The organism is Mycolicibacterium celeriflavum, from assembly GCF_010731795.1.
GTDB lineage: Bacteria > Actinomycetota > Actinomycetes > Mycobacteriales > Mycobacteriaceae > Mycobacterium > Mycobacterium celeriflavum.
Genome location: NZ_AP022591.1, coordinates 81,869 through 104,360, shown reverse-complemented (window position 1 = coordinate 104,360; position 22,492 = coordinate 81,869). Strand labels below are relative to the sequence as shown.

At 62.8% G+C, this 22,492-nt stretch carries 19 protein-coding genes, 1 tRNA gene and 2 pseudogenes; 6 read left to right on the top strand and 16 right to left on the bottom strand.

Features of this window, described 5'->3' with window-relative positions; all coding sequences use genetic code 11:
- Window positions 1-32 precede the first annotated feature (32 nt).
- The 7 genes from G6N18_RS00455 to G6N18_RS00425 form a co-directional block, all read right to left on the bottom strand.
- Complete coding sequence (locus G6N18_RS00455) at window positions 33-395, bottom strand: hypothetical protein (protein WP_083006942.1); 363 nt, start codon at window positions 393-395, stop codon at window positions 33-35.
- Complete coding sequence (locus G6N18_RS00450; protein WP_083006944.1) at window positions 392-667, bottom strand: hypothetical protein; 276 nt, start codon at window positions 665-667, stop codon at window positions 392-394. Before G6N18_RS00450 ends, G6N18_RS00455 begins: the two co-directional genes overlap by 4 nt.
- A 123-nt stretch (window positions 668-790) precedes the next feature.
- Window positions 791-1,120: a hypothetical protein gene (locus G6N18_RS00445; protein WP_083006947.1), complete on the bottom strand. Its 330-nt coding sequence runs from the start codon at window positions 1,118-1,120 to the stop codon at window positions 791-793.
- A 632-nt stretch (window positions 1,121-1,752) separates the two neighbouring features.
- Window positions 1,753-2,709 (bottom strand): AAA family ATPase, encoded by a 957-nt coding sequence (locus tag G6N18_RS00440; RefSeq protein ID WP_083006950.1) that lies wholly within the window; start codon window positions 2,707-2,709, stop codon window positions 1,753-1,755.
- Window positions 2,710-2,766: 57 nt separating this feature from the next.
- Window positions 2,767-3,015, bottom strand: a complete 249-nt coding sequence (locus G6N18_RS00435; RefSeq protein ID WP_083006952.1) for a hypothetical protein — start codon at window positions 3,013-3,015, stop codon at window positions 2,767-2,769.
- Between the two features lie 26 nt (window positions 3,016-3,041).
- The gene (locus G6N18_RS00430; RefSeq protein WP_133052486.1) at window positions 3,042-3,533 is read right to left on the bottom strand and encodes a hypothetical protein; all 492 of its coding nucleotides are present in this window, start codon (window positions 3,531-3,533) and stop codon (window positions 3,042-3,044) included.
- 49 nt (window positions 3,534-3,582) lie between these two features.
- Complete coding sequence (locus G6N18_RS00425) at window positions 3,583-3,792, bottom strand: helix-turn-helix domain-containing protein (RefSeq protein WP_083006957.1); 210 nt, start codon at window positions 3,790-3,792, stop codon at window positions 3,583-3,585.
- A gap of 167 nt (window positions 3,793-3,959) precedes the next feature.
- Between G6N18_RS00425 and istA the strand changes: the two are divergent.
- Both istA and G6N18_RS00415 read left to right on the top strand, forming a co-directional pair.
- A pseudogene (gene istA / locus G6N18_RS24835) lies at window positions 3,960-5,511 on the top strand (IS21 family transposase).
- 67 nt (window positions 5,512-5,578) lie between these two features.
- Window positions 5,579-6,318, top strand: a pseudogene (locus tag G6N18_RS00415) (ATP-binding protein).
- 253 nt (window positions 6,319-6,571) lie between these two features.
- On the opposite strand, the gene G6N18_RS00410 reads toward G6N18_RS00415, so the two are convergent.
- Both G6N18_RS00410 and G6N18_RS00405 read right to left on the bottom strand, forming a co-directional pair.
- Window positions 6,572-7,738 (bottom strand): tyrosine-type recombinase/integrase, encoded by a 1,167-nt coding sequence (locus tag G6N18_RS00410; RefSeq protein ID WP_234806240.1) that lies wholly within the window; start codon window positions 7,736-7,738, stop codon window positions 6,572-6,574.
- A 256-nt stretch (window positions 7,739-7,994) separates the two neighbouring features.
- Window positions 7,995-9,212 (bottom strand): L,D-transpeptidase, encoded by a 1,218-nt coding sequence (locus G6N18_RS00405; RefSeq protein WP_083006034.1) that lies wholly within the window; start codon window positions 9,210-9,212, stop codon window positions 7,995-7,997.
- Between the two features lie 157 nt (window positions 9,213-9,369).
- Here G6N18_RS00405 and G6N18_RS00400 point away from each other — a divergent pair.
- A tRNA-Lys gene (locus tag G6N18_RS00400) sits at window positions 9,370-9,442 on the top strand.
- Between the two features lie 44 nt (window positions 9,443-9,486).
- On the opposite strand, the gene G6N18_RS00395 is transcribed toward G6N18_RS00400, so the two are convergent.
- Window positions 9,487-10,248, bottom strand: a complete 762-nt coding sequence (locus tag G6N18_RS00395; protein ID WP_234806239.1) for a site-specific integrase — start codon at window positions 10,246-10,248, stop codon at window positions 9,487-9,489.
- Window positions 10,245-10,400: a hypothetical protein gene (locus tag G6N18_RS24425; protein WP_234806238.1), complete on the bottom strand. Its 156-nt coding sequence runs from the start codon at window positions 10,398-10,400 to the stop codon at window positions 10,245-10,247. Before G6N18_RS24425 ends, G6N18_RS00395 begins: the two co-directional genes overlap by 4 nt.
- 848 nt (window positions 10,401-11,248) lie before the next feature.
- Here G6N18_RS24425 and G6N18_RS00390 point away from each other — a divergent pair.
- Window positions 11,249-12,421, top strand: coding sequence for a hypothetical protein (locus G6N18_RS00390; protein ID WP_083006032.1), 1,173 nt, complete (start codon window positions 11,249-11,251; stop codon window positions 12,419-12,421).
- Between the two features lie 19 nt (window positions 12,422-12,440).
- Here the strand turns inward: G6N18_RS00390 and G6N18_RS00385 are convergent, their stop codons facing one another.
- Complete coding sequence (locus G6N18_RS00385) at window positions 12,441-13,007, bottom strand: hypothetical protein (protein WP_083006030.1); 567 nt, start codon at window positions 13,005-13,007, stop codon at window positions 12,441-12,443.
- 11 nt (window positions 13,008-13,018) lie between these two features.
- Window positions 13,019-13,945, bottom strand: a complete 927-nt coding sequence (locus tag G6N18_RS00380) for a DUF6602 domain-containing protein (protein WP_133052479.1) — start codon at window positions 13,943-13,945, stop codon at window positions 13,019-13,021.
- 713 nt (window positions 13,946-14,658) lie between these two features.
- Between G6N18_RS00380 and G6N18_RS00375 the strand changes: the two genes are divergently transcribed.
- Both G6N18_RS00375 and G6N18_RS00370 read left to right on the top strand, forming a co-directional pair.
- Window positions 14,659-15,777 (top strand): hypothetical protein, encoded by a 1,119-nt coding sequence (locus G6N18_RS00375; protein ID WP_133052478.1) that lies wholly within the window; start codon window positions 14,659-14,661, stop codon window positions 15,775-15,777.
- Window positions 15,778-15,809: 32 nt separating this feature from the next.
- Window positions 15,810-16,448, top strand: a complete 639-nt coding sequence (locus tag G6N18_RS00370) for a hypothetical protein (protein ID WP_083006024.1) — start codon at window positions 15,810-15,812, stop codon at window positions 16,446-16,448.
- A gap of 509 nt (window positions 16,449-16,957) precedes the next feature.
- Here G6N18_RS00370 and G6N18_RS00365 read toward each other — a convergent pair.
- From G6N18_RS00365 to mobF, 3 genes are all read right to left on the bottom strand, one after another.
- On the bottom strand, window positions 16,958-18,883 hold the full coding sequence (locus G6N18_RS00365) for a methyltransferase domain-containing protein (protein ID WP_133052477.1): 1,926 nt from the start codon (window positions 18,881-18,883) through the stop codon (window positions 16,958-16,960).
- Between the two features lie 360 nt (window positions 18,884-19,243).
- Entirely contained in the window at window positions 19,244-20,854 is a 1,611-nt protein-coding gene (locus tag G6N18_RS24775) for an ATP-dependent DNA helicase (RefSeq protein WP_308215048.1), read from the bottom strand.
- Entirely contained in the window at window positions 20,845-22,113 is a 1,269-nt protein-coding gene (mobF, locus tag G6N18_RS24770) for a MobF family relaxase (RefSeq protein ID WP_308215047.1), read from the bottom strand. The genes G6N18_RS24775 and mobF overlap by 10 nt, the downstream gene beginning before the upstream one ends.
- Window positions 22,114-22,492: the final 379 nt, after the last annotated feature.

The following is a 22,492-nucleotide window of genomic DNA, read 5'->3' as shown; positions in this document are numbered from 1 at the left end:
GAAGTAAATGGGGTTTGGTAGTCGGTCGGGGGCTACCCGTCAGGGGCAGACACGTCGGGCATGGGCTCGGGCGGCAAGTCGGACCACTTGGGGAGCGTTGACGGATCGGGCGACGGCAGCGGCTCGGGCTGGTTCTCGGCGGCGATCATTGCGTCGAACACGGCCATTTCGCCATGCCACTTCCACTCACGACGCGCCTTCTCAGCGTCTACGGTCGTGAAAAGCGCGCGGCCGATGGCGCGGATTCCGTTGTATCCGCTGGCCCTCCACAGTTCGGCGACCGTCATCATGTAGGTCAGTTCGCCATCCGTCGCCTTCTCGATGTTGAAGTCACCCCGGGCGATCCGGCGGTTATGGCATTCCTCCAAGTTGAATTTCGATCTGTCGTACTTCACGAGTGCGCCTCTAGAGGTTGTTCAATGCCTCCGACGTAGCGCCGCAGGCGGGCTTTCGGCGGACTGACGGCTTGCGGCCCGCAGCGCACGATTGTCGCGTACACGATGTGCCGCAGGCCGTCGAGTTCGACAACGCCGTGGTGGCCTGTCGGATCTGAGATCATCTCGACGGGGGTGCCGTCCACTATGACGGCGATGTGGTGGTCACTCATCGCCGCTCCCGAACGGCCGTAGGCCAGTCCGGTGCGCCGGTCGCTGATCGGGCCGACCATCAGCCAGCCAGTCGATCAGTGCGGCTAGTTGGCCGGCGGACAAGTACAGCGATGCGCCACGTACGTTGACCCACGCGCCGCCGTTCGGCGCCGGCGCGAAGAATGTTCGGTCCAGGGTTCGGCTCATGCTTCGGCATCCTCGGGTTCGAGACGGCCGCGCTTCTCTAGCTCGCGTTCAAGTAGATCCGAGGGTAGGCCGCGCGTGGCGCGATCGGCGTGCAGGCGTTGGCGGCGGTCCAGCTCCATCTCAAGCTCACGCTGCGGCGCGCGGCGAAGGGTCGAGCGATCCCATTGGTTCTCAAGCTTCGGCGTCGTGGCGCGCTCACCGCTGGCGACGAATTCATTCAGCCGAAGAATCTCGTCGTAGGACACGTGCAGGGAGAAGGTCCAACCCATCAACTTGACGCCGTCCTTGGTGCGCAGAAATTCGAGCCGCTTCTTGTTGGTGGTCATTAGTGGTGGTTCCCCTCAAGGATGATGTTGACCAGTTCGTCGGTTTCGGCTTTGTGTTCGGTTGATGCCAACCTTTGAATGTCCCCTTCGGTGAAAATCGCCGCGTTGATGAGGCGGCCCTATTAGAAATACCTTTTAGAAATAGCGTTCAAGATTGAAGTTTGCAGAATGGGAATTGTTTAACCGGCACATGCCAACCCCACCACTGCCTTACCCCAGCCAGCCACGCTGCCCAACGGGACATAACGCCCCCCAAAAGGGGAACCACCCACCCGCGCAGCGGCTACGGTCGCGTGCGCTCCCTTCGCGCCTGCGCTCACCACACCGGCGATACCGCGACCCGCAGTGCTCGCTAACGCTCGCGGCGTACCAAGAGGTAGGCAGGGGAACGGGTTGGTTGGCTAGGTGTGAGTTCCGTAAGTGGTCCGGTTGTTGTTGAACCGTCTACCGATAAGCCCGATGCCCCTGGTCCGCAATCGTCGAAAAGTAACAGGCCGGGGGTATAGGTGTGAGGCATCGAATACCTATATAGGGGGGTACCCCGTACCCAGTCCCCATGCAGGTCACAGGCGCTTTTTTCCGGGTACTTGAGGTAGGGAAGCGTATCCAAGAAACGTGCTGGTCAGAGCGATTTAGCGGGTACACGGACTTAGCGCCCAGCCGTCACCGTTTTTGCGGATGCCGGCGCGGTTGATTCGCTGCTTGGCCGTGTTCTCCGTGATGCCCTCGCCCGCTGCAAGCTTGGCCGCGGCCTCCCGTAGCGTCATGCCGTTACAGTTGGCGCTCATCCAATCCAGCAATTCAGCGCCAGCGTCGAGCCGCGACTTGGTGCGCTGCTGCTTCGGCTTATCAGTCTCGTCGGATCGGGCCACCCTCCGGTCGATCACGTCGAACCGGGCACCAGCCCCGTGCAGCAGGGTTAGCTCGTAGGGCTCAGCGTGGTTTCCCATGAACTTGAGGGTCATGTTCCCCTTGCGCGACCGCTTGGCGAATATTCGCCAGCGCACCGCCTGAGAGATGTAGGACGACCCCAGCGGCAGTTCCGACTTGTGACCGTTGGCGTTGAACTTGTCCGACGAATGCGCCACCACGACGACCGGAATGCCCGCACGCACGAACAGCCGTACGCCGTCGAAGAACTCGCGCATCACGTCATCGTTGTTTACAGAGCCGTTGACCGCCTGGGAAAGGTTGTCGATCACCACAAAGTTGTGGCCATCGCTCATCACCCGCTCGTAGAGCGCCTGCCACATCTGTTGCGTTCGCATAATCGGCAGCCGATAGAATCCGGCCTCTGGTTGATCGTCCATGACGGTTAGAATTCGGTCGCGGTACTCGATGGCACCCATGTCGTCCGACCAGCAGATAGCAAACGAAAATGCTCGGTCCTGCGGGACTGGTGCGCCGAGGAAGTCATCGCCGGTCGCCAGCGCTTTGATCAGGGCCGACACTAGGAATGACTTCCCGCACTTGGCCTCACCGTAAAGCAGGGTTGTGGTCGCGCCAATGACGTTCTCGATAACCCAGTTCTCGGCTTCCCCCAACTTCATGGATTGCGCGAACGTCATGGTTTCGAACTCGTAGGTCATAAAGATAGATCCCCCATTGTCCGCTTATTCCATTACACGCAGTTCTTTTGGTTGAGTTCAACGGATTTCGCGATCCACGGCGCGGGCCATGTCAAGCACGACTAGCAGTCGGTGGCCTTCGGCGATCCGGTCGGGATCAAGCGGGACACGGCGATCCTGTAGTGCTTGGGCCAGCTTCCGGCCTTCGGCGTTGCGGTGACGCTGCGCGGTCTGCCGCTCTTTCGCGCACTGCGAGCACGGCCGGCCAGCCACCTTGATCAGGTGCCGCCCACGGTTGCACATCATGTCGAATTCCTTGTGAGTCACGAGATTTGGACAGCCGTATCCGGCTCTCAGTTGAAGTCGTCGGCCACCGTGGGCGGCACAAACGTGATCCAGAGGTCGCCGCCGTACTCCCCGAACAGAATCCTCGGCGGGACGTCGAGCACGCGGAGGCGGGCATCACCGGTGCCGCCGGTATCGGATGTGCGGTGACGCGCATGGACTGCCGCTCTGCCCCGAACCGCGTGCGGACGTTCGTGTTTCGTGTATTCGAGGCATTTCGCTTGATGCATCCGCGCGGCAAACAACGAACCATGCCAGCGTCGGCCGCAGCACCGCAGGTACCACGGTCGCGAGGACGGAGCCGTCTGCTCACCGCGCAGTTCATCGAGTAGGAATGGGTCGGTCACAGGGTGCCGGTTTGAGGTCTTGCGGACCCTGCCGTCCGGATGAAGCTGAAAGTCGGGATGCCCGGCGATGGGCTGCCACTTCGACGTCGGTCCGCGCTTTCCCGTCTTTTTAAGACTATCAATTGGGTCTTGTGCAGCCGGAGCAGGTTTCACGCCGCGCCACCGTCGAGATTCACTGCGATCCCGCTCAGAACCTCGACCCTCACCGCGCACCCATCGGCCGCGCGACGGCCAGCAGGCTGTCCCGGTCAATGCGTATCGTTCGCTTACCGAGGCGGCAGCCTTTAATCCGGCCCTCAGCGAGCCAGCGCCGGATAGTCTTCGCCGACAACCCGAACACGTCTGCGGATTGTTGAATACTCAGCAGGGCCGGAAGCGACTTCTGTACCCCGACCTGTCCTTTTGTGCTCATACTGTCGGCTGCCAGCTAGAAGGGACCAGCTCGGCGCCGGTTTTGCCATGAGTATGGGACCGCCTGCTTGCCACTGATGGGACCACCGGGCTGGCTGCTTTGCCAGTTATGGGACCACCCCGGCGTGGCTTCGGGGCTTCCGGTCGTTCGGCCGCTGTATTGGCCGAATGAGCTACCGGGAGGTGTCGGTGATCGAAATCAAGGAGATGCTGCGGCTGTGGCTGCAGGGTCGAGGACTGCGTGAGGTGGCCCGGCTATCGGGCACCGACCGCAAGACCGTGCGCCGTTATGTGGATCGGGCACGCGCGTGCGGGCTGGACCGTGACGGCGATGTCTGCCAGCTGACCGATGAGCTGTTGGCGGCGGTGATCGCCGGGGTGCGGCCGAGTCGGCCCAACGGCAAGAGCGAGGCGTGGAGACCATCGCCGCTCAGGGCGAGCAGATCAAGGCGTGGCTGGATCAGGACCTGACGCTGACCAAGGTGCACACACTGCTGGGCCGCCGTGGTGTGGTGGTGTCGTATCGAACGTTGCACCGCTATGCGGTAACGGAATTGGGGTTCGGGCAGCGGCAGACCACGGTTCGGGTGGCCGACGGTGAGCCGGGCGCCGAAGTGCAGGTCGACTTCGGCCGGCTGGGCATGCTCACCGACGCAGCCGACGGGCGCCGCCGGGTGGTGCACGGGTTGATCTTCACCGCGGTGTATTCGCGGCATATGTTCGTCTGGCCGACCTACCGCCAAACACTCAATGATGTGATCGGCGGGTTCGAGGCTGCCTGGGCGTTCTTCGGCGGGGTGTTCGCGGTGGTGATCCCCGACAATATGAAGGCCATCGTCGATAAGGCCGATGCGACCGACCCCAAGCTCAACGACGCGTTTCGCGAGTACGCCCAGGCTCGTGGGTTCGCCGTGGACCCCGCCCGGGTACGCAGCCCGCGCGACAAGCCGCGGGTCGAGCGCAGTGTGCCGTATGTGAGGTCGAATTTCTTCGCCGGAGAACAGTTCCGCGACATCGACGACTGCCGGGCGCGAGCCCAGCAGTGGTGTGCGCAGGTGGCCGGGATGCGGGTGCACGGCACCACCCGATGCCGGCCCGCCGAGGTGTTCGCCACCGACGAGGCACCCAAGCTCAAGGCGGCACCCGATGACGTGTTCGACATCCCGACCTGGACCCATCCCAAGGTCGCCCCGGATCGGCACGTGCAGATCGCCAAGGCCCTCTACAGCGTCCCCGGGGAGCTGGTGGGTCGGCGGCTGGATGCCCGGGCCGATGCGCGCACGGTCAAACTGTATTGGCGCGGTGAGCTGATCAAGGTCCACCCCGTCGTCGCGCCGGGCGCCGCCAGACCGATCCCGCCGATCTGCCGGCCGAGGCGTCGGTCTATGCGATGCGGGATCTGAACACCCTGCAGCGCAAGGCATCAGCGCACGGTGACCATGTCGGCGCGTATGCCGCGGCGGTGCTGGAGCATCCGCTGCCGTGGACCAAGATGCGCCAGGTCTACCGGCTGCTCGGGCTGGTGCGTCGCCACGGCGCGGGCGCGGCCGATGACGCCTGCCGCCGCGCGCTGGACGCCGAAGTCATCGACGTCGGGCTGATCGAGCGCATGCTGTCCCGGGGTGCGGGCGAGCAGCTGCCGCTGATGGCGAAACCGCCAGCGACGGCGTCGCGGTTCGTCCGCTCTGCCACCGACTTCACGGTGCGGAGGCCCTCATGAGCCCCGCCCGACCGACACCACCCCGGCGGTCAAGCCGATCGAGGTCTCCAGCGACCTCAAAGCGCTGATGCGCCGCCTCAAGCTCGGCCAGCTGCTCGACACCCTGCCCGAGCGGCTGGCGCTGGCCCGGTCTAATCGGCTGCCGCACCACGACTTCCTGGAGATGCTGCTGGCTGACGAGGTCACCCGCCGCGACCGCCAATCCGCAGCACGGCGCGCCAAAGCCGCTCACCTGGACCCGCAGATGCAGCTACACGCCTGGGACGACACCGCAGCGATCACCTACGACCAACAACTGTGGGCAGAGCTGACCTCGCTGCGATTCCTCGCCGACGCCTACAACGTGCTCATCATGGGGCCGGTCGGAGTCGGAAAACGTTCCTGGCCAACGCATTAGGGCACGTCGCCGTCCGGCGTCACCACAGCGTGCACACCGAACGCGCCGACAAACTGTTCAAACGCCTACGCGGTGCCCGCCTGGACGCCACCTACGAAGACGAGATGCGCAAACTACACCGCGTCGAGCTACTCATCATCGACGACCTCGCGCTGCACCGGCTCGAAGCCACCGAAACCAGCGACTTCTACGAGCTCATCGTCGAGCGCCACCGCACCGCGTCGACCATCATCACCAGCAACCGTGAACCACCAGAGATCCTGACCATGATGGCCGACCCACTCCTTGCCCAATCCGCGATGGACCGGCTGCAATCCGCGGCCTACGAACTCGTCGTCGAAGGCGAGTCCTACCGGCAGCGCCAGAAACCCCGCCCCGCAAATCCGGCCCACACCAATCCGTCGGATTGACCGGCGGCACCATCATCGGTCACCATCACCACACGGCCCGCGACCGGAAACAACCGGTCCCATCCTCATGGCAAAACGGTGGTCCCATCACCCTGGCAGGCGACACTCATACGTCAACGATAGAAGTACACGCAGGCATGTACTTGCAGTCTAAACCACTTGCTACACAAGGCCATAAGCCCTTTTGTGGGAGGCTCTGCTACAAAACACTAGCGCAAGTTGTGACTGACTTCACACCGGCCTGTACCGATGGTTAGCGCCCTGACGTGATAGACGGCGCTTCGGCGAGCCGAGAGAGGGCGTCGGCGATTGCCGCATCACGCTCAGCGGCGGCATGCTGATAGCGCATGCTCATCGCGGGCGTGGTGTGCCCTAGCCGCTTCATCAGTTCTTTGGTGGTCGCACCTGCCTGCGCGGCGAGCGTGGCCCCGACATGGCGAAGATCATGGACCCGCATGTCTGGCTTCCCCACGTTGGTGAAACCCCGTTTCACGGATTTCGTGAACGCTGTAGTAGAGAGCCGCTGGCCGCGCGTCGTCGTGAACAGGAAGGCCTCGGGACCGCTGCCCGTGTATCTCGACATGTGGGCCTTCAGCATCGCTGCGACATGCGGCGGCACGGTCACGTCACGGATGCCCGCGTCGGTCTTGGGCACGCCCACCACTAGCTCGTTGTCCACGCGGGTTGCCGCCCTGCGGATTTTGAGCACCATGCGATCCCCCGACGTGTGGACGTCTTTCCTGCGAAGTTCGATCAGCTCGCCGAATCGCAGGCCACACCACGCGGCCAGCGGCACTGCGACCCGGTAGCGCTCCGGTGCGGATTGGGCCACCGTGACCAGTTCGGCCGGTGTCAGCACGTCAACATCGCGGGCCTTGGGTGGCTTCCCCGCCGCCTTGATCTGACACGGGTTCTCGGTCGCCGCCTTGTCCTGCACGGCGGTGTTGAACATGGCCTTGAGGAGTTGGTAGGCGTGCGTGTTGCGGGTGGGCGTAGCTTTCCCCAGCCCGACCCACCATCCGCGCACCATCGCCGGCGTAACAGCGCGGAGAAACTCATCGCCCAGTACGGGCAGGATGCGGGAGTCGAGTAGGGACCGGTACAGCGACCGGGTCTTAGGGGTAAGGTCGCGATGCAATAGCCATTGCTCGGCATACTCGCGGAGAGTGACACCGGCGAGCAGCTTCGCCTTGGCACGGGCTTCGGGCGGTGACCACTCCCCCAGCGCGATCAGTTTACGCTCGTTGGCTAGCCAACCCTCGGCGTCGATCTTGGCGTCGAACGTGTGGGTTGCGTAGTAGCGGTGACCGTCCTCGTGGACGTAGGACGCCTGTATCCGGCCGTTGCGCATGGTGCGCAAGGTGCCCCATGAGCGCCGTCTAGCTGTAACGCCCTGACCGTCTTTCTTGGCCGTCCTCATGGCGCTACCGTAGCACTTAAGGTTGCAACCTTATAGCAACTCTCAGCTGGGATTTTGTGTCTATCAACAGGCACTTTAGTCCACAATAAGGTTGCAAAATCGCCCTCAAGAAATAAGCTCTGACCTGCGTATATATGCGCTTTTTGCAACCAGGTTGTGATCCTGGATGTCGCGGGTTCGAGTCCCGTCAGCCACCCCGCAGACACGAACGCGGCCCTCGCAGGGATGCTGAGGGCCGCGTTCGGCGTTTTCAGGGTCAGACGCCGGCGTTGCCCGCTTTCCACTGCTCCCACGGGATGTTCCAGTCACCCAGACCGTCGGTGCCGGGGAGTGTGGATCCCACGGTGTTGACGATCTCGACGATGTCCCCGCGCTTGGAGTTGTCGTGGAACCATCGCCCGTTGCTCGTGCTGACGTTGATGCAGCCGTGGCTGACGTTGCTGTAGCCTTGGCTGCCCACCGACCACGGCGCGGCGTGCACATAGATGCCGCTGTAGGAGATCTGGGTGGCCCAGTCCACCTCAGTGCGATACCCGTTGGGCGAGTTGACCGGAACGCCGTAGGTGGACGAATCCATCACCATGTGCGAGAGGCGGTCGCCGACGATGTAGGTGCCGTTGTTGGTCGGCGTGCTGTTCTTGCCCATCGACACCGGCATGGTCTTGATCACCTCGCCGTTGCGTTTGACGGTCAGCGTCTTGGTGCTGTCGTCGATGGTGGTGATCACCTCGTCGCCGATGGTGAAGCGCGTGCTCACGTTGTCCTGGCCGAACAGGCCGTCGCCGAGGTCGACGCCGTAGGTGTTGACCGCGACCTCGACCTTGGTGCCCGGCTTCCAGTACTTCGCAGGCCGCCACCGCACCTCGCGGTTGCTCAGCCAGTAGAACGCGCCCTCGACCGGCGGGTCGGTCTTGATCTTGATGGCTCTCTGAGCGGCCAGCCGATTGGGGATGTTCTCGTCGAACCGGATTGCGACCGGCTGCCCGACGCCGACAACCTCACCCTCGTTGGGAATCACGTAGGGCATCGTCAGGTTTTCCGGCGAATGGGTCTCGAACGTCATCTCCCTGGTGGTGGCCCCGCCGAGCCCTAGCGATTCCGCCGTCAGCGTGTAGCTCTTGTTGAAGCCGAGCGGTTCGGTGGTGGACCAGGACAGCCCGTCGGGACTGAACTTGCCGGCAACGGACTTGCCGGACTCGTTCACCATGGTGACCGCGCCGAGCACGCCATCCCCCGCGCTGACGGTCACCGGAGTATCCACGCTCACCCCGACTGCGCCGTCCGTCACCGAGGCCGTGAGCTTCGGAATCAGCAGGTCACCAAACGGGGTGCCCTTGTGTTCGATCACCTGCGGCGGTGGCGGCGCCGAGTTGCCACCGCATGCGGACAGCCCCAGCGCCACGGCGGGAACCAGCGCAAGAGCCACCAACCATGCGCGTCGACGCGGACGGGCCACTGAACGGACTCGCCACATTGCTCACTCCACCTCGCAAACAGGGCTGACAAATCGATGATTCTTGGCAACAGTCTAAGGGCAATCTCGGACACGAGGCGCCACGCCGGCGTCGTCGACCACCCGGGTCGGTAGGAATTTCACCCTGCGCGGCGGGGCCTGTTATTGTCGCACCCGCGCGCCGTTAGCTCAGTTGGTAGAGCAGCTGACTCTTAATCAGCGGGTCCGGGGTTCGAAACCCTGACGGCGCACTTCACAGTCGGTTTTCTGGCTTGACTCAGTCGCAATGCGACGCTTATGCGTCGCTTATTGCGTCATCCAGCACGTTCGCGACCTCTGGGTGAATTTTGCCGCGTGCCATGTAGACGTCCTGCGTCATGCTCGCCCTTCGGTGCCCAAGATGATCGGCGCCGATTCGGGCCGACAGCCCCTTGTCGTCGATCAGCGTGGCGACGGACTTCCGGAAGCTGTGCGTTGTGACGTCGGGCACGCAAAGCTCCTCACGGACTCTGCGCCATTCCCTGCCGAAGTTGCTTGGGTCGCGCCAGGTGCCCGCTGTGGACGGGAAGAGGATCTCAGGGTGCTCACCGAGATAGGGCAACGAACGCCGCTGCTTCAGTGCGTCGACAGCGAAGCGAGGCAGGGCTAGCGTGCGGCGGCCGGCTGCCGTCTTCGTCTCAGCCTCCCAGCGCAAGCCCTCACCTTTGACCCTGCTGACCTTGCCGGCAATGGTCAGGGTTCCCGCTGTCTCATCGAAATCATTCCACCGCAAGCCGAGTAGTTCGCTTCGCCTCAAGCCGGTTGCGATGAACAGAGTGAACGGGTCCGCAAGGTCATGCTGACGGCAGTAGTCCGACGCTCGGAGTGCTGCGAGAAGGTCGCGGAGTTGATCGGCTGTCAGCGGCGGGGCACCCTTGGGTGGCCGCTTGGACTTGATTGGATCGACGTCCCGAACAGGGTTCGTGCCAATCACATTCGCCATGACGGCAAGCTGCATTCCACCGCGCAGGATCACTTTCGAATGGCGCGCCATGCCAGCGCCATGAGTCTTGCTCATGGATCCAGCGCCGCGTCAATCCGGGCTGCGGTGGCCTCCCCCACCCGAACGCCGCCCAGTTTGGTCCGCAGCTTCGCGGCAACGATGCGGTATGTGTCGAGTGTGGTGGCCTTGCGCCCCTCCTCCTCCAAGCGCAGAAGGTGGGTGTCCACCAGCGCATAACCGGCGTGTCGATTCCTACCTCGCCTGCGGCTGTGGGTGGGCGCCGCTGCGCTAGCGCCTCAATCAGCGCATCCTCAGCAAGCTTGCCATGGCGATCATGTTCGTCCGCAGGGCCGAAGCGCCGCACCCGGCGGGTAACTCCGTCTGCGTCCCGGTAGCGGCACTGGGCCTCCCATATTCCCCCGCCGACGTACTTACGGCTGATCTTGCCGTGCTGCCCGATTCGCAGCGGGGGCCTGCCTGCCATCCTGACTCCTTGTAGCTCGTCGAGTCGGTCGCAACGTCACCGACTCATGCGACTCGCGCCCATCGCACGACAGGCGTCCTCACGCGACGGCACTCAGCATGGCCACTTGACTGATCGAGGACCAGGCCTGCTGTGGTCGTTCTCAGCGAACCGGTAGCTTTCCCAGTCGATTACGTCCGTGGCTTTTACAGCCCGTGACCTACCGCGTGTGTTGAATGACACCACTGTAATCCGTGTATGGTCGTCGATTTGCACTATTTCGACGGACCGCCCGAGCAGTTGACTGGAGCTTGCCAACAACGACTTGCCTGCTATCAACGGATTACCGAACGCCCTCCCGTACACGCGCCGAGTTGTTCTCGAAAATGCTTGTCACACAATGGATAAGGGCATTTCTTCCGTTTCGGGAGAGCTGACCGATTCCGGTCGAATCCAGGTCATTCCCGCCGAATAAACGGCAACTCCGATCGCGCGAAACCGAAGCTGGTTTCCGAAGCGGGCCCTGGCGGCGACCGGCGTTCTCCTACACCCTGCGTCAGTGGCGGGCCCGAGCCCGTTGCGTTGTCGGGTGCCGCTCCTAGACTCCGGCTCATGGGCAAGTACCGAGGCGGGCCGAAGCCGTGGGAGAAGGACGACCCGAAAGGGCGGCGACTCGACCCTGGCCAATATCCAGAGCTAAACGCCGTGTTCTATACAGCCGACCCTGCGGAGTTCATCAAGATGCGGATAGAGTCGCTATCGCTGATGGCGTGCAATGACGATCAACTCGCGCCGCTGTATGGAACTGACCGATCGGTCGGTGCGGCGTTCCTCGGCGCAATGCCGCCGCCGGCGTCTGAGGCCCGGCAGCGGTATATCCGCATGGAGGCCGTGATGACTGCCAACCACGCCTCCGAGGCGCTGCTCCGGCTGTTCTTCGCGCACGTGGAGCACCCCGAGTGTCCTTGGCTGGGCATGTCGGCCTCGACGGACTTCCGCGAGTACAAGGCCAAGCTGGACGCCGCCCTCGCCGACGGCTTCGACCGCGAGCTGATCGCCACCGTGTTCCTGGGTGGCGTCAGCCGCGTCGATTCCTGCATCCAGCTCACTCACGCCGAGTTTGAAGACGCCATCGACGGCTTGGCTATGTTGCTAATCGACTGCGCAAACCGAGTTCTCGGTGACGCCTTCGTCTACAACGCCGTCAAGCACGGTGTGAGTGCCGTCGCCGTCGATGACGACGACGCGAAGGTGGCCTGGCAGCCGATGAACGGGGAGCGCGTCACGCTGCACGAAGGGCCCATCCACGTCTACCTCCACAAGAAGGGTCACCCTGACGCCGACAAGGGTGAAGCGCACTGGTGGCTCACGCTGGAGGACGCGAATCCTGGACGGGAGCTATCGATTTCGGTGCTCATCACCAAGGCGCTCGACTCCCTATGGGATGTGGCCCGCCGCCGCTACCTTGGTGAGAGCGGGACCATCAACTACATCAACAAGGCGACCGTCGAGATGGCGGTGTGGGGCACCACGATGCAGGCCGGGAACCACCTCAAGCGCGCGACCCACGAGCTGATCAAGGTGAAGCCCGACGGTACCGTCGACGGCACCGATCACCGCGTGGTCGGCTATCACATCCCTCGGCAGTGGTGGTTACAAGGCGCGGCCGAAGGGATGGAGATTCGTTCGGTTGTGCTGCCTTCGCGCGAGCGTGATCGCCAGCTCTACTCGACCGGGCAGCGGTCCTACCTGCCGATCACTCCGCGCGGGTTCCAGCGGGCATGACGACGACGGCGATCACCGATCAAGGACCAACCGGCCGGACGGGGGCGGTGCCGATCTTCTCCCACCTCTGCTGGCGCGCGTCGGTGAACTGCAGCGCCATCCGCGCAAGGTCAGATGCGTCCGCGTGGACGGCATCGGTGCCGGTAGGCCGGAACATCAATCGAGATTGCTGATTTGCGCCGACCGTGGGCTCGACATACTCGGGCCGCTGCTCTGGTCCCGAGCCCAGGTAAACGACAATCTGCTCACCCCCCACGCCGCTAACCACGACGTTCGCGATGGGCTGGCCGCTGTCGTTGTGGACCTTCCAGCCGCTGAAGCCGCGCTGCACCTCAGACAGCGCGATCGTGACGCTGGACGCCTGAGCCGACTCGGCAGCGCTCTGACGCGACTCCTGCACCGTCGCGATGCGCCCAATGCCCGACGCGGCGGTCTTCGCCGCCTCGACAGCCTCGTCCCGCTTCTCCTCGGCCACCTTCTTGGCCGCCCGGGACCGCCGCGCCGCCACGAAGGACGCGATGGCCGAGACAACCGCAACACCTGCACTGACTCCGGCGAATGTCGCGCTCCACGTTGCGGCGTTCACGGGCTGGGAGCCTACTTCTCGGGCGTCGTAGACGCTTCGTTTCGGGATTTCATGTACTTGGCGTGCCTCGTCGGTGGGATGAGGTAGGGCGAGAACACTGATTGCCCTCGGAACACCCGCGGCATCGCCGCGTTCAGCCAGGCCAGCGTCAACACCAGGGGTGCATCCGTTTTGACAAAGGCCCAGCCCGACAGGTCTTCTCGGACGGTTTTCGACCCGTCTGGTTTCTCAAAGCCGACCCGGATTCCCAGCGGGTTATTGGGTCGCACGTAGAGCCACACGCCTTTCCCCAGGATGCAGATGACGTCGAGCGGAGGTTGAGGGGTGTTCGCCCAGTCCTGCTCGCCCATCGACTTGCCCGCCGGGGGTTCGATCAGCCCAGCCTTTTCGAGCCGTTCGCCCATCGTGTCGGGAGCGACCTTGTTGTCGAAGGCGACAACAAAGTACGGCGGCACCATGCCGATCTGCTTCATGTACGCCTGTTCTGTGGCGGTCACCACTCGATCGGACTCATTGACTGTCATCCGTACCTGTTTGAAGGCTGTGCCCTTCGTGATGGCGTCGTCGCGTTTGGGTATGTCCAGGCAGGACTTGACCTCTCCGGCGGCAGCAACACCGTCCACGACGTAGGTTCCGGACTTCCCGTCAGGGAATGACAGCGGGTGATCAGAGTTAGTGATCACCACGTCGGACTGACGTGAGCCGTCGCCAAACGCGTCGTACACGATGCCCTTGCCCACTCCGTATCCCGATGGCAAATAGCTGCGCAACATGTTGCGCACGGCATCCTCGGCCCCATCCCCGATCGTGGTGCCATGCTCCGACTCCAAGCGCGCCTTGGCCAACGCCGTCTGAAGCTCCTGCTCGACGGTCGCGAGGATCTTGTGGAACCGCAGATCAATGCTGTAGCCGTGCTCTTGGGTCTGGTCATCGGCCATGACGGCGAGTATGCCCCTCCGCACCGAGATGGCCTTGGCGTTGCTACCCGCCGACGTGCCGCCGCGATTTCCGCGGTTACTCATCGTCGGTTGGACAGGGTCGTTGCGGCTCTGGCGGCTTGACGCTCGCCCGGCGTGGCGAGTGTGTCGGGGACGGGAAGTTGTCGTGCCTGTTGCGAGAATGCGGGTGACGGTCGTGCGGCGTCTGGATGGTGTTGCGGATTGCGCCGCGGCGGCAGTCCGGTGACTGTGATGTCCGTCACAGTGTTGTCGTTTTCTCCGTTTGAGGCGGCCTGGGTGTAGAGGCCCCGTATGGAGGGGCCGATGCGATGAGGAGGCGTCTCGTGGAAATGGAGCACACTGCCGACGAGGAGCCCGACGGCGAGTCGGCGAGCGATCCGGAGGACTCGGTTCCGCGGCGACGGCTGCCAGCTGTAGGTTCGGCAGCCGATCGGCTGACGGCGGGTCGGGCGTGGGTGACTAATGACGCCGGGAGTGGGATCGCTGAGCACCTTAGGATTGACCACTATCTGGCGGCTTCGCCTTCGACGCGGTCGGCCTTCGACGCGCTTACAGTTGGGCCAAAACCGATCGATCTGGCGCCCGCGTTGCCGGTCTGGCACCAGCTGCAGTCCGGTCCGAGGCTGACTGATCTGACGCCAACGATCCCCGCCTGGCGAGAGCTCGACGCTGGGCCGAAGCTCACAGAGATCGTGGCCGAGGCGACGGCCCGCACCAGTGAGACGTGGCAAGAGCTGCTGTCCGGCCCGAAGCTCAAGCATCTGATGCCCGCGGTCCCGATCTGGGAGAAGCTCAACGTTGGGCCCAGTCTGGCGCAGATGGCAGCCGAGGCTGCGGCCCGGACCAGGGACGCCTTGGGCATCGGTCCGGGATCACGGACGCACGGAGTGTTCGGCAGGAGCGGCGTCGGCACGACGTGGGAGGGGCTGCAGTCGCGGGTATCGGATCTGACGAGTTCGTTCGCGCCGCGGTCCGACTCGGTGCTAACGGGCTTATCGGACGTGACGTCGGGGTTCGCCGCGAAGATGCTGGCCGGTCCAGAACTGAGCGCGGCGCGACTGTTTTCGACTGACCACCTGGCCGGGGTCTCGTCGTGGATTGGTGCGGCGGGGCACCGGTCATGGATGGATGGCGTTTCGCGGGCGCCGGGTGAATCCATCGCCAAGATGCTGCAGTCATTTTCGACGCTGGCTGACCGGGGGGTGACTTGGGGCTGGCGCGCGCTCATGGCCACGCTGCGCGCCCAGCGTGCTGTGCTGCGCGGGGATATCGAGGCGATCGTGCGGTTCATGCGTGAGTGGCTGGGGTTCAAGAGCACGCCGCACACGCTGGTCGATGCGGCCTCTGCGGTGCTGCTGGAGGAAGCGGTGTGGCTGCCGGCCGGACTGGAGGCCGACGACAAAGTGTGTCCACTGATTAGGAAGTTGACTGTTGATGAGCACCGGAATTTCAGACTCATCGGTGATACGCAGATCGGCGGCCAACGGGTGGACGCGTTGGACCGGCCGGTGAGTGTGCGCGGTGAACCGGGCGCGACTGCGCCGCTGGTAGAGACTGTGGCCGCCCCTTCTCCCGGGGCAACCATGGATGACATCAGCGATCCGCGGCTTCTGTGGATCATCGGCAAGCTCGACGACCGTGAGCGCATGATTTTCCGGATGAAGGGCCAGGAGGAACGCACGTGGGCTGATGCCGCGGTCTCGTGTGGCCTGGCGCCCGCCGCAGGCCAAAAACTAGGCCGCAAGGTCACCAGGCTGGGCAACAAGGCATATGTCGAGCTGGCCGCGACGGCGGCCCAGGCGGCGGGGTGATGACGAGGTCTTCTCGGCGGCCATCCAACCCGGTGCTGGAGAAGGCCTACACCAACACGACAGGAGCGGTGGCGTATCTCGACGAGACGTTTGAGCACGGCGAACACGGTCTCGGCCGGTTCTATGTGTTCACCGCCGTGCTGGTGGAGCGCACCGAGATGGATGTGTTACGAGATGAGCTGCGCGGGGTGGCCGGGGGCACCTTCTGGCACACGACGGACGAGCTGCTGACCGAGGATGGCCGCAAGAAGGCTTCGGCGATGCTGGAGTTCCTTGGCAAGGGCGAGGAGATCTGCGTGATCTCTCATCACACCCACGTCGCAGATGACGACCTGGATCTGGAGGCGGCGCGACGCGAATGCATGCGAGGCCTATTGGCGGCGCTGTCTGCCGGGGCTGCCCCTCTACGCGGCCGGATCGATTTGCTGGTGCTTGAAGAACGCAACCCGCGGAACCTGAGCAACTTGGACCGGAAGAACATAGCGGCGATGCGCGGCGAGGGTCTGATACACCGGTCCATGCAGGCGGTGTTGTCGTCGCCGAAGTTTGAACACCTTCTTTGGTTACCGGACCTCGTGTCCTCGGCCTACCGGCGCACGGTGACGCATCACGATGACTCGCTGTTCTCGCTGATCCGTCCAACAGTGCACTTCGTCGACCCGGTGCCTTGACGAGCGGCAGGACCTGCTGCCCCAGATACAGAGCAACCCCTGGGTGCCGTAGCTGTCACCAGGGGCCAGACCAGCTGTCAGGATAAACCCGAGGGCCGGTTCCTTGCTCGTAGACAGACTAACACCTATTGAGGCTGGAATCATCCCCGTTCACAGGGTTGTCGCCGCTGTGAACCTAATGCCCGGGCTGTCTCGCGTGACAGACCGCGGCTACCTGCAACAATGTGTTGGAATGTCATGACCGCACGGGCTGCTCGCGGCCCAGCGGACGAAGTACGCACTTTTTCAAAGAGTCCATCAATATGGCGATTCGCTTCAGCTGCAGGCGACATAGACGGCACCGGTCAGCACTTGCCGCAAATGCAGCTCACCGAACTAGTCTGAAATTCGTTGAGGCACTTTGGACGATGAGTTGCTCTGCGCTTTGCATAGCCAGGCGACAGCTATATTTCAGGACGTCTACCCACAGTTCTAGGCTCCATGACACCCCTTGCGCCATGTAACGGGACTCAGCTGCCCGGTGGCGGTCGCATTGCCTCCAGAATTTGGTCAGTCAGAAGCGGGATAGGTCCAAGTCCGCCGGCGTAGCGTCCGGATTGGTCCGCCTGTTTGATTTCGATAGCTTTGACTGCCTCCAGACGCTGGTCCAATTGAAGTCGATCTGCGATTGCCTGTAGCGTCTGCAGAGCTTGTATCTCTTCGAACGCGCTCTGAGAAGATCGATATATACCGACTATGTCTGCAAATTGGTCCGTAAGCAGTGCACCCTGCACGAGCGCCATTCCAACGATGCGGTCACCTTGTCCATTTGATCGAAGAAATGTCTCCGCGTAAGCTGCCGCTGAAGCCGCGGCAGCGGCGGCGATAACTCGCACCCTATTCACAATAGAGTACATTTGCCTCGTACGCTCGTCCCCTGGAGCTGGAAATTCCCGGCGCAATGCCTCGTATTTCCGACCCTCAGCCCGAAGAATATGGTCTGACAAATCATTCTCTAGCGGGGGTGGTATTTCCGTTTCCACGGTTAGATCGCCTGTGTGCGAGGCGCCCCTACTATTCGAAACAAAGGTGTGCACAAATGCGTAAGGGTTTTCTTTCTCGGGCTTTCTCACCAGGTGCTCCGATTGCCGCTCAAAACCAGCTTCCTTTAGAGCATCTGCCAGAATATCGGGGAATACGGCCCGCGGCATCAGGTCGAAGTCGCCCTCCTCCGAAAGCGAAAAACTGTACCTGGGATGTGTGGCTGTGTAGAGCGGGTGTATATCAGCGATCACTATCGCACTCACTTCAGGAACAGCAGCTAAAAGCCTGGTGAGGACGTTGTCGTCAGGCAGACTCGTTAGCACGAAGGAAAGCAGGGCCACGAGTGACCTGTCCTCGTCCAAGTTCGGCAACTGCGCAAACTCCGTCGTCAATAGGTCATCTTTAACCAGGACCCAGTCGGCAGGCGACTTCGCGCCAATTCTCGTATTGGAATCGAAAAGTTGCAGCATTTCGCTGGATCCATCTACCGCGACCCATCTGACGCCATGATGGGCAAAATGTGCTGCTATCATTTTCCCTGTACCGCAACCTAGGTCAAGAACCCCCGTCACGACTCCCGAGTCGAGTAGCCTGTGTAGTTCACTAATAATGAAATTGTGCGCAAGATGCACATAACGGCTGTTCCTCTCGTCGTAGTGGCCAGCGATTCTAGAGTAGAAATCAAGTGCGTTATCAACAGAATACTCAACAACCGATCGGCTCTGCGACGAAATGATAGAGGGAAGTGGAGCCGGGAATAGCAGGCGGGACAGCGTGTGAAGAGAAGAACCTTCGAATAGAGGTTCAGCAGCCTTCTGCCTTAACTCGGTGATCTTCGTAGTTAGGTGTTCCATGGCATCTTGACCAACTATCAAATCCAGAAATGGATTTATCTTGAAATTCTCTTTATTGGTCAAATTGATAAAATCGGTACGGTCCTGATGACCTTTTTCAGGTTTTGTTTCAAGCCGACTTACCAAAGACAGTAACTTTAACAGAGCTAACGCCTCCAGTGACGGAACCATTATGTTTTCGAGCTCCACGTCATTTGTAGATTTGTATGGCGTAGCGTCCAACAGCATCTGTTTGTAGTCTACGTACGGGTACGGATCCCGCTCGGTTATCTTCGGTCCGAGATAGACTATCCTACTGCCGCCCCGCTCCTCGATGACATAAGAAGGTCGTTCCGGGTCATTGTTTAAGTCTCGGTAATTCCATTGGAGAGAACTGTAGAGATGCTCGACTAGCTGAGATGCAGTTTCAGCTGAGCACACTAAGTCAATGTCGGCTGAAGTCCGCGTCGGATGATATTGCTGGACCGCTAGCCCCCCGATAAGAAGGTGGGGTGAAGTCAGATGTTCGTTGATCCGCTTCAGCTCAGCTCTTGCAGCTACGACGGGTACAAAGGCCACATGAAAAGGCTAAAGGGCGCCGGCGATCCGTGGATCGGTTTCGGGTTCAGGCGTGGCAACGGTTGAACCCGAAAGGGTGGGCAACAGGTGTTGCCGGTCGCGCCGGTGCCAGTGACGATGGACGGACCGCAACCGCAAAGCTGACCTTGACCAGCATTCAGGTATACGTAGACCACCTCGCCACCCGCCCAGGTGCCGCACGGCGGTCGACAGCGCCGTACTATGAGCGACAACGTTTAGGTGTGTGTGGCCAGCACAGCGTGCGTTTCGCGGCCATCCTCTTCTTCTTCATCCCGACCGTCTCCCTCAACGAGCGACACAGCAAGGCACTCGATGGATCGCGGTCGGCCTATGAACCTTCTACATCTCTAGCCCGTAGTCGGCGGATAGGTCGGTGCCGAGGATGCGACTGCGCGCCTCCCGCGCCGCGGAATCGACTTCGGCAGATTCGGGCCGCCATCGCTGGTATTCGCTGTGGCGGCGGCGCAATGCGGTTGCCTTTTGGTCGATCATGCTGTGGATGCTCGCGGGCAACGTTTCGTGTGCGTTCGCGGTCGCGACGCCGAGCGCGGTCATTGGCTGCTCGTCGTGGGCGACGATCGCCCGTAGCAGCCGCGCCGCGTGCTGTCTGGTTCCGCGATGCGGGATATGGGCTGCATCGCCGGGCCGCAACACATATTCGTGCTCGGCGGCGCGCTGGTACAAATATGCCGTGCTGCTGTGGCGGCCGCGAGTCATCGCGACGTACGCCAATGCGCGGGTGGTTTTCTCGCCCAGCACGGCATGGGTGGTATCGGCGGTGACGCCTTGCGCGGAATGGACGGTGACCGCGTAGCCGTGCGTGATGTGCTCGCGGATATAGTCGCCGTCAAATACCGCCAGGGTGTTGTCCTCGAGGCGACGGGCGGCCAGACGGTTGTTGTCGGGATTGATCTGGGTGACGCACCAACGGTTTCCATTGCGCACCGGGGTGTTCTCGTTCTCCGGCTCGTCGATGTTGCGCAGCGGAATCGACCCGTCGTTCTGCCGAGTGAGGATGAGATCTCCGACGCCGATCCGGTGTCCACGGGCCCCAGTGATGGTTTGCGCGTCCTTGCTGATGGTGTCGTGGTGCAAACGTTGATTGAGGGCGTCGGCCATTTCGGTGGTGTCACACAACAACAGCGTGTCCTTGCCGGCGGCGGTGTCAGCTTGATAGGCGGCCAGCGCGTCGGCGGCCATGGTGATCTGGCCACCGCAGTGCAGCCGTTCATGCGTTCGGTACCAGGCGATCGCTCTGCGTACCGAGGCCGGCCCCCCGTTGCGCAGAGCGACTGAGGCGCTGCGTTCCTCGGCATTGCGCATCCGCCAGACTTCCGAGAGGTGCTGGGTCCAAGGCAGATCGGCACAGAGTTGGGCGAACATGCCGCCGCGGGCCTTGACCGGGGCCAGCTGATGTTGGTCACCAAGCAGGACTGTCTTGACCCCCGCCGCGGTGGTGGTAGTGAGCAGTTCGCGTAGATCGGTGGTGCCGACCATCGCGGCCTCATCGACGACGACGAGTGTGCTCGGTTTCAGCTTAAACGTGTTCGCGTGCAGGAGTTGTAGGGCTTTGGCGATGGTGTAGCCGTCATCGCCGGCACCTTCACGCAGTGCGACGTCGACGGCTTTACCGGTCGGGGCCAGCACCAGGGTGCGCCCGTAGCAGCGCTGCCGGGCGGCGCGCAGCGCGCGCATCGAGGTGGTCCTGCCCGCGCCCGCCGGCGCGGTTAAGGGTTGGACGAGCCACGGTGAGCGCGCAATGGTCTCCACGGCGCGCGCCTGATCGGCCGACAAGTGCGCGGTGTGCTCCGCGGTGGCCCACAGCTGGGCGCGCACATCGCGCGCATCCACAAGCGAAAGCACCGCGGCTTCGTCGTGCAGGATGGCGTCGAGGGTGAAGCGCTCATGGCCTTCGCGCTGATGCGCGGCCCGCGGCGCGCTCAGGCGCACACTGATCTGGTCGACGGCGGCTTCGACCAGCTCACGGGCGTGCGCTCACTGTCGACGGGGACCTGCGCACCGACGATCTCGACCAAATCGGCACGGGTGAACGCCGCCTTGTCAATCCGTTCGGCCGCGGCCAGGATGCGCGCCCGGTCGAAGGGAGTGCGCGCTGCTGCGCGCCGCGCCGCGCGGGCGCGGTCGAAGAATGCGCGGTCCAGCTGAAGGCCGCGCTCATCGCCGCGCCACTGCGCAACCAGCTGCGCCCAGGCGAGCTCTTCGGGTTTGGCCGGGCGCGACGCTTTTTGCGCGGCGGCGAGCTGCGCGGCCGTCAACGGCATGTCGATCACGTTCAGATGGTGGGCGGCCCACTCGCGGAGTTGGGTGGAGCGCCGCGACCACGCGGTGATGGAGTCTCTACCCACGCCGGCGATCTCGGCCATCCCGGTCGACGGATCCACCGGCGCCCACTCCATGCCGAGCGATCGGTGTAGTTCGCGGCGCAGGGTGGCCTGATAGAGGCCACCGGCGGCTTTGGCTTCGTGATACAGCGACGTGCCGTCGATGGACACCATGGCGCCGTCGGCACGCGCTTGGCGGTTGGGCACGATGACATGGGTGTGCAGGTGCGGATCCCCGCAGCGGGAGGTTTCGTGCTGGTAGGCGATCGCCGCCAACCCGGGCAGGCGCACTAGATCCTTCTCCCCGGTGTTCGGGTTATGCACCCGGGTGTAGCCGGCATGGGCTGCCAGGTATTCCATCGCCTCTGATAGTGCGGTGGTGTGGGCGTCGGTGATCGCTTTGCCGTCAACATCATCGGCACGTAAGGCCCGCACCAGCGAGACGCTCTTGGGGGCGGCGAACATCAAATCAAACCCGTGCACCCCGCGCTGCCCGAACGTCCGGGCCTGCGCCCCATTGGGTGCCACACCGTCGTCAAGCCAGCGGGCCACCACCTTCGGGTCGGCTTCTCCCCCGGCGCGCCGAACATCGCTCAGGCCGACCAGTGTCGCGACACTGCGCGTGTCGCCGGCCAAGAGCCATGTCGGGGTGCGGGTTTCGTGTTCGGAGTAGTACTCCCCCAACCCGCCACCTGCCTGCACGAGGTCGCGGGTGGCCTTTTCTGTAGTCTGGGCGGTGTCGATGTAGTAGTTGATCGACCACCGCTTGAGCTTGGAGATCGTCAACAACGTCGCGCCTGCCCAGGGTGACTGCGGCGCACCGGATCCGGCGGCCATGGTTTGTGGCACTTGCTGTGCCACAACCATTCTCGCACCCTTGTGCAAATGTGCCGTGCAGAAATTGTGGTGGCGGACGTGTTGGGAGGTTGGCGTAATAATAAGGGAATGAGGAGATTTGGCGAGAAGTGACGGGAAGGAGGCAATGGCAAGAATGAGGTGAGTTGTGTGGAGTGCGGATATGGGTGTTCGGACGGGAACCGTCAACAGCGGCTGGAGCCAAGAGTGGGTCTCGCCGTCTCCCAAAAACCGGTCAGCGGTATCACCACGCCGACTTACGGTTTATCTACTCCGTCCACACTGGGGCGGACCGAAGGAAAGTAACCGCCATGGAGGAATACACCGACGACAAGTGGATCACACGCCAAGAACTTGCCGATCGCTACGGGGTGCCCGTAAAGACACCCGC

Coding starts and splice junctions, on each gene's coding strand:
- G6N18_RS00440 (WP_083006950.1), bottom strand. CDS start 2,709: ATGACCTACGAGTTCGAAACCATGACGTTCGCGCAATCCATGAAGTTG.
- G6N18_RS00395 (WP_234806239.1), bottom strand. CDS start 10,248: ATGAGCAAGACTCATGGCGCTGGCATGGCGCGCCATTCGAAAGTGATC.
- G6N18_RS00450 (WP_083006944.1), bottom strand. CDS start 667: ATGGTCGGCCCGATCAGCGACCGGCGCACCGGACTGGCCTACGGCCGT.
- mobF (WP_308215047.1), bottom strand. CDS start 22,113: ATGGTTGTGGCACAGCAAGTGCCACAAACCATGGCCGCCGGATCCGGT.
- G6N18_RS00425 (WP_083006957.1), bottom strand. CDS start 3,792: ATGAGCACAAAAGGACAGGTCGGGGTACAGAAGTCGCTTCCGGCCCTG.
- G6N18_RS00405 (WP_083006034.1), bottom strand. CDS start 9,212: ATGTGGCGAGTCCGTTCAGTGGCCCGTCCGCGTCGACGCGCATGGTTG.
- G6N18_RS00410 (WP_234806240.1), bottom strand. CDS start 7,738: ATGAGGACGGCCAAGAAAGACGGTCAGGGCGTTACAGCTAGACGGCGC.
- G6N18_RS00380 (WP_133052479.1), bottom strand. CDS start 13,945: ATGGCCGATGACCAGACCCAAGAGCACGGCTACAGCATTGATCTGCGG.
- G6N18_RS00445 (WP_083006947.1), bottom strand. CDS start 1,120: ATGACCACCAACAAGAAGCGGCTCGAATTTCTGCGCACCAAGGACGGC.
- G6N18_RS00390 (WP_083006032.1), top strand. CDS start 11,249: ATGGGCAAGTACCGAGGCGGGCCGAAGCCGTGGGAGAAGGACGACCCG.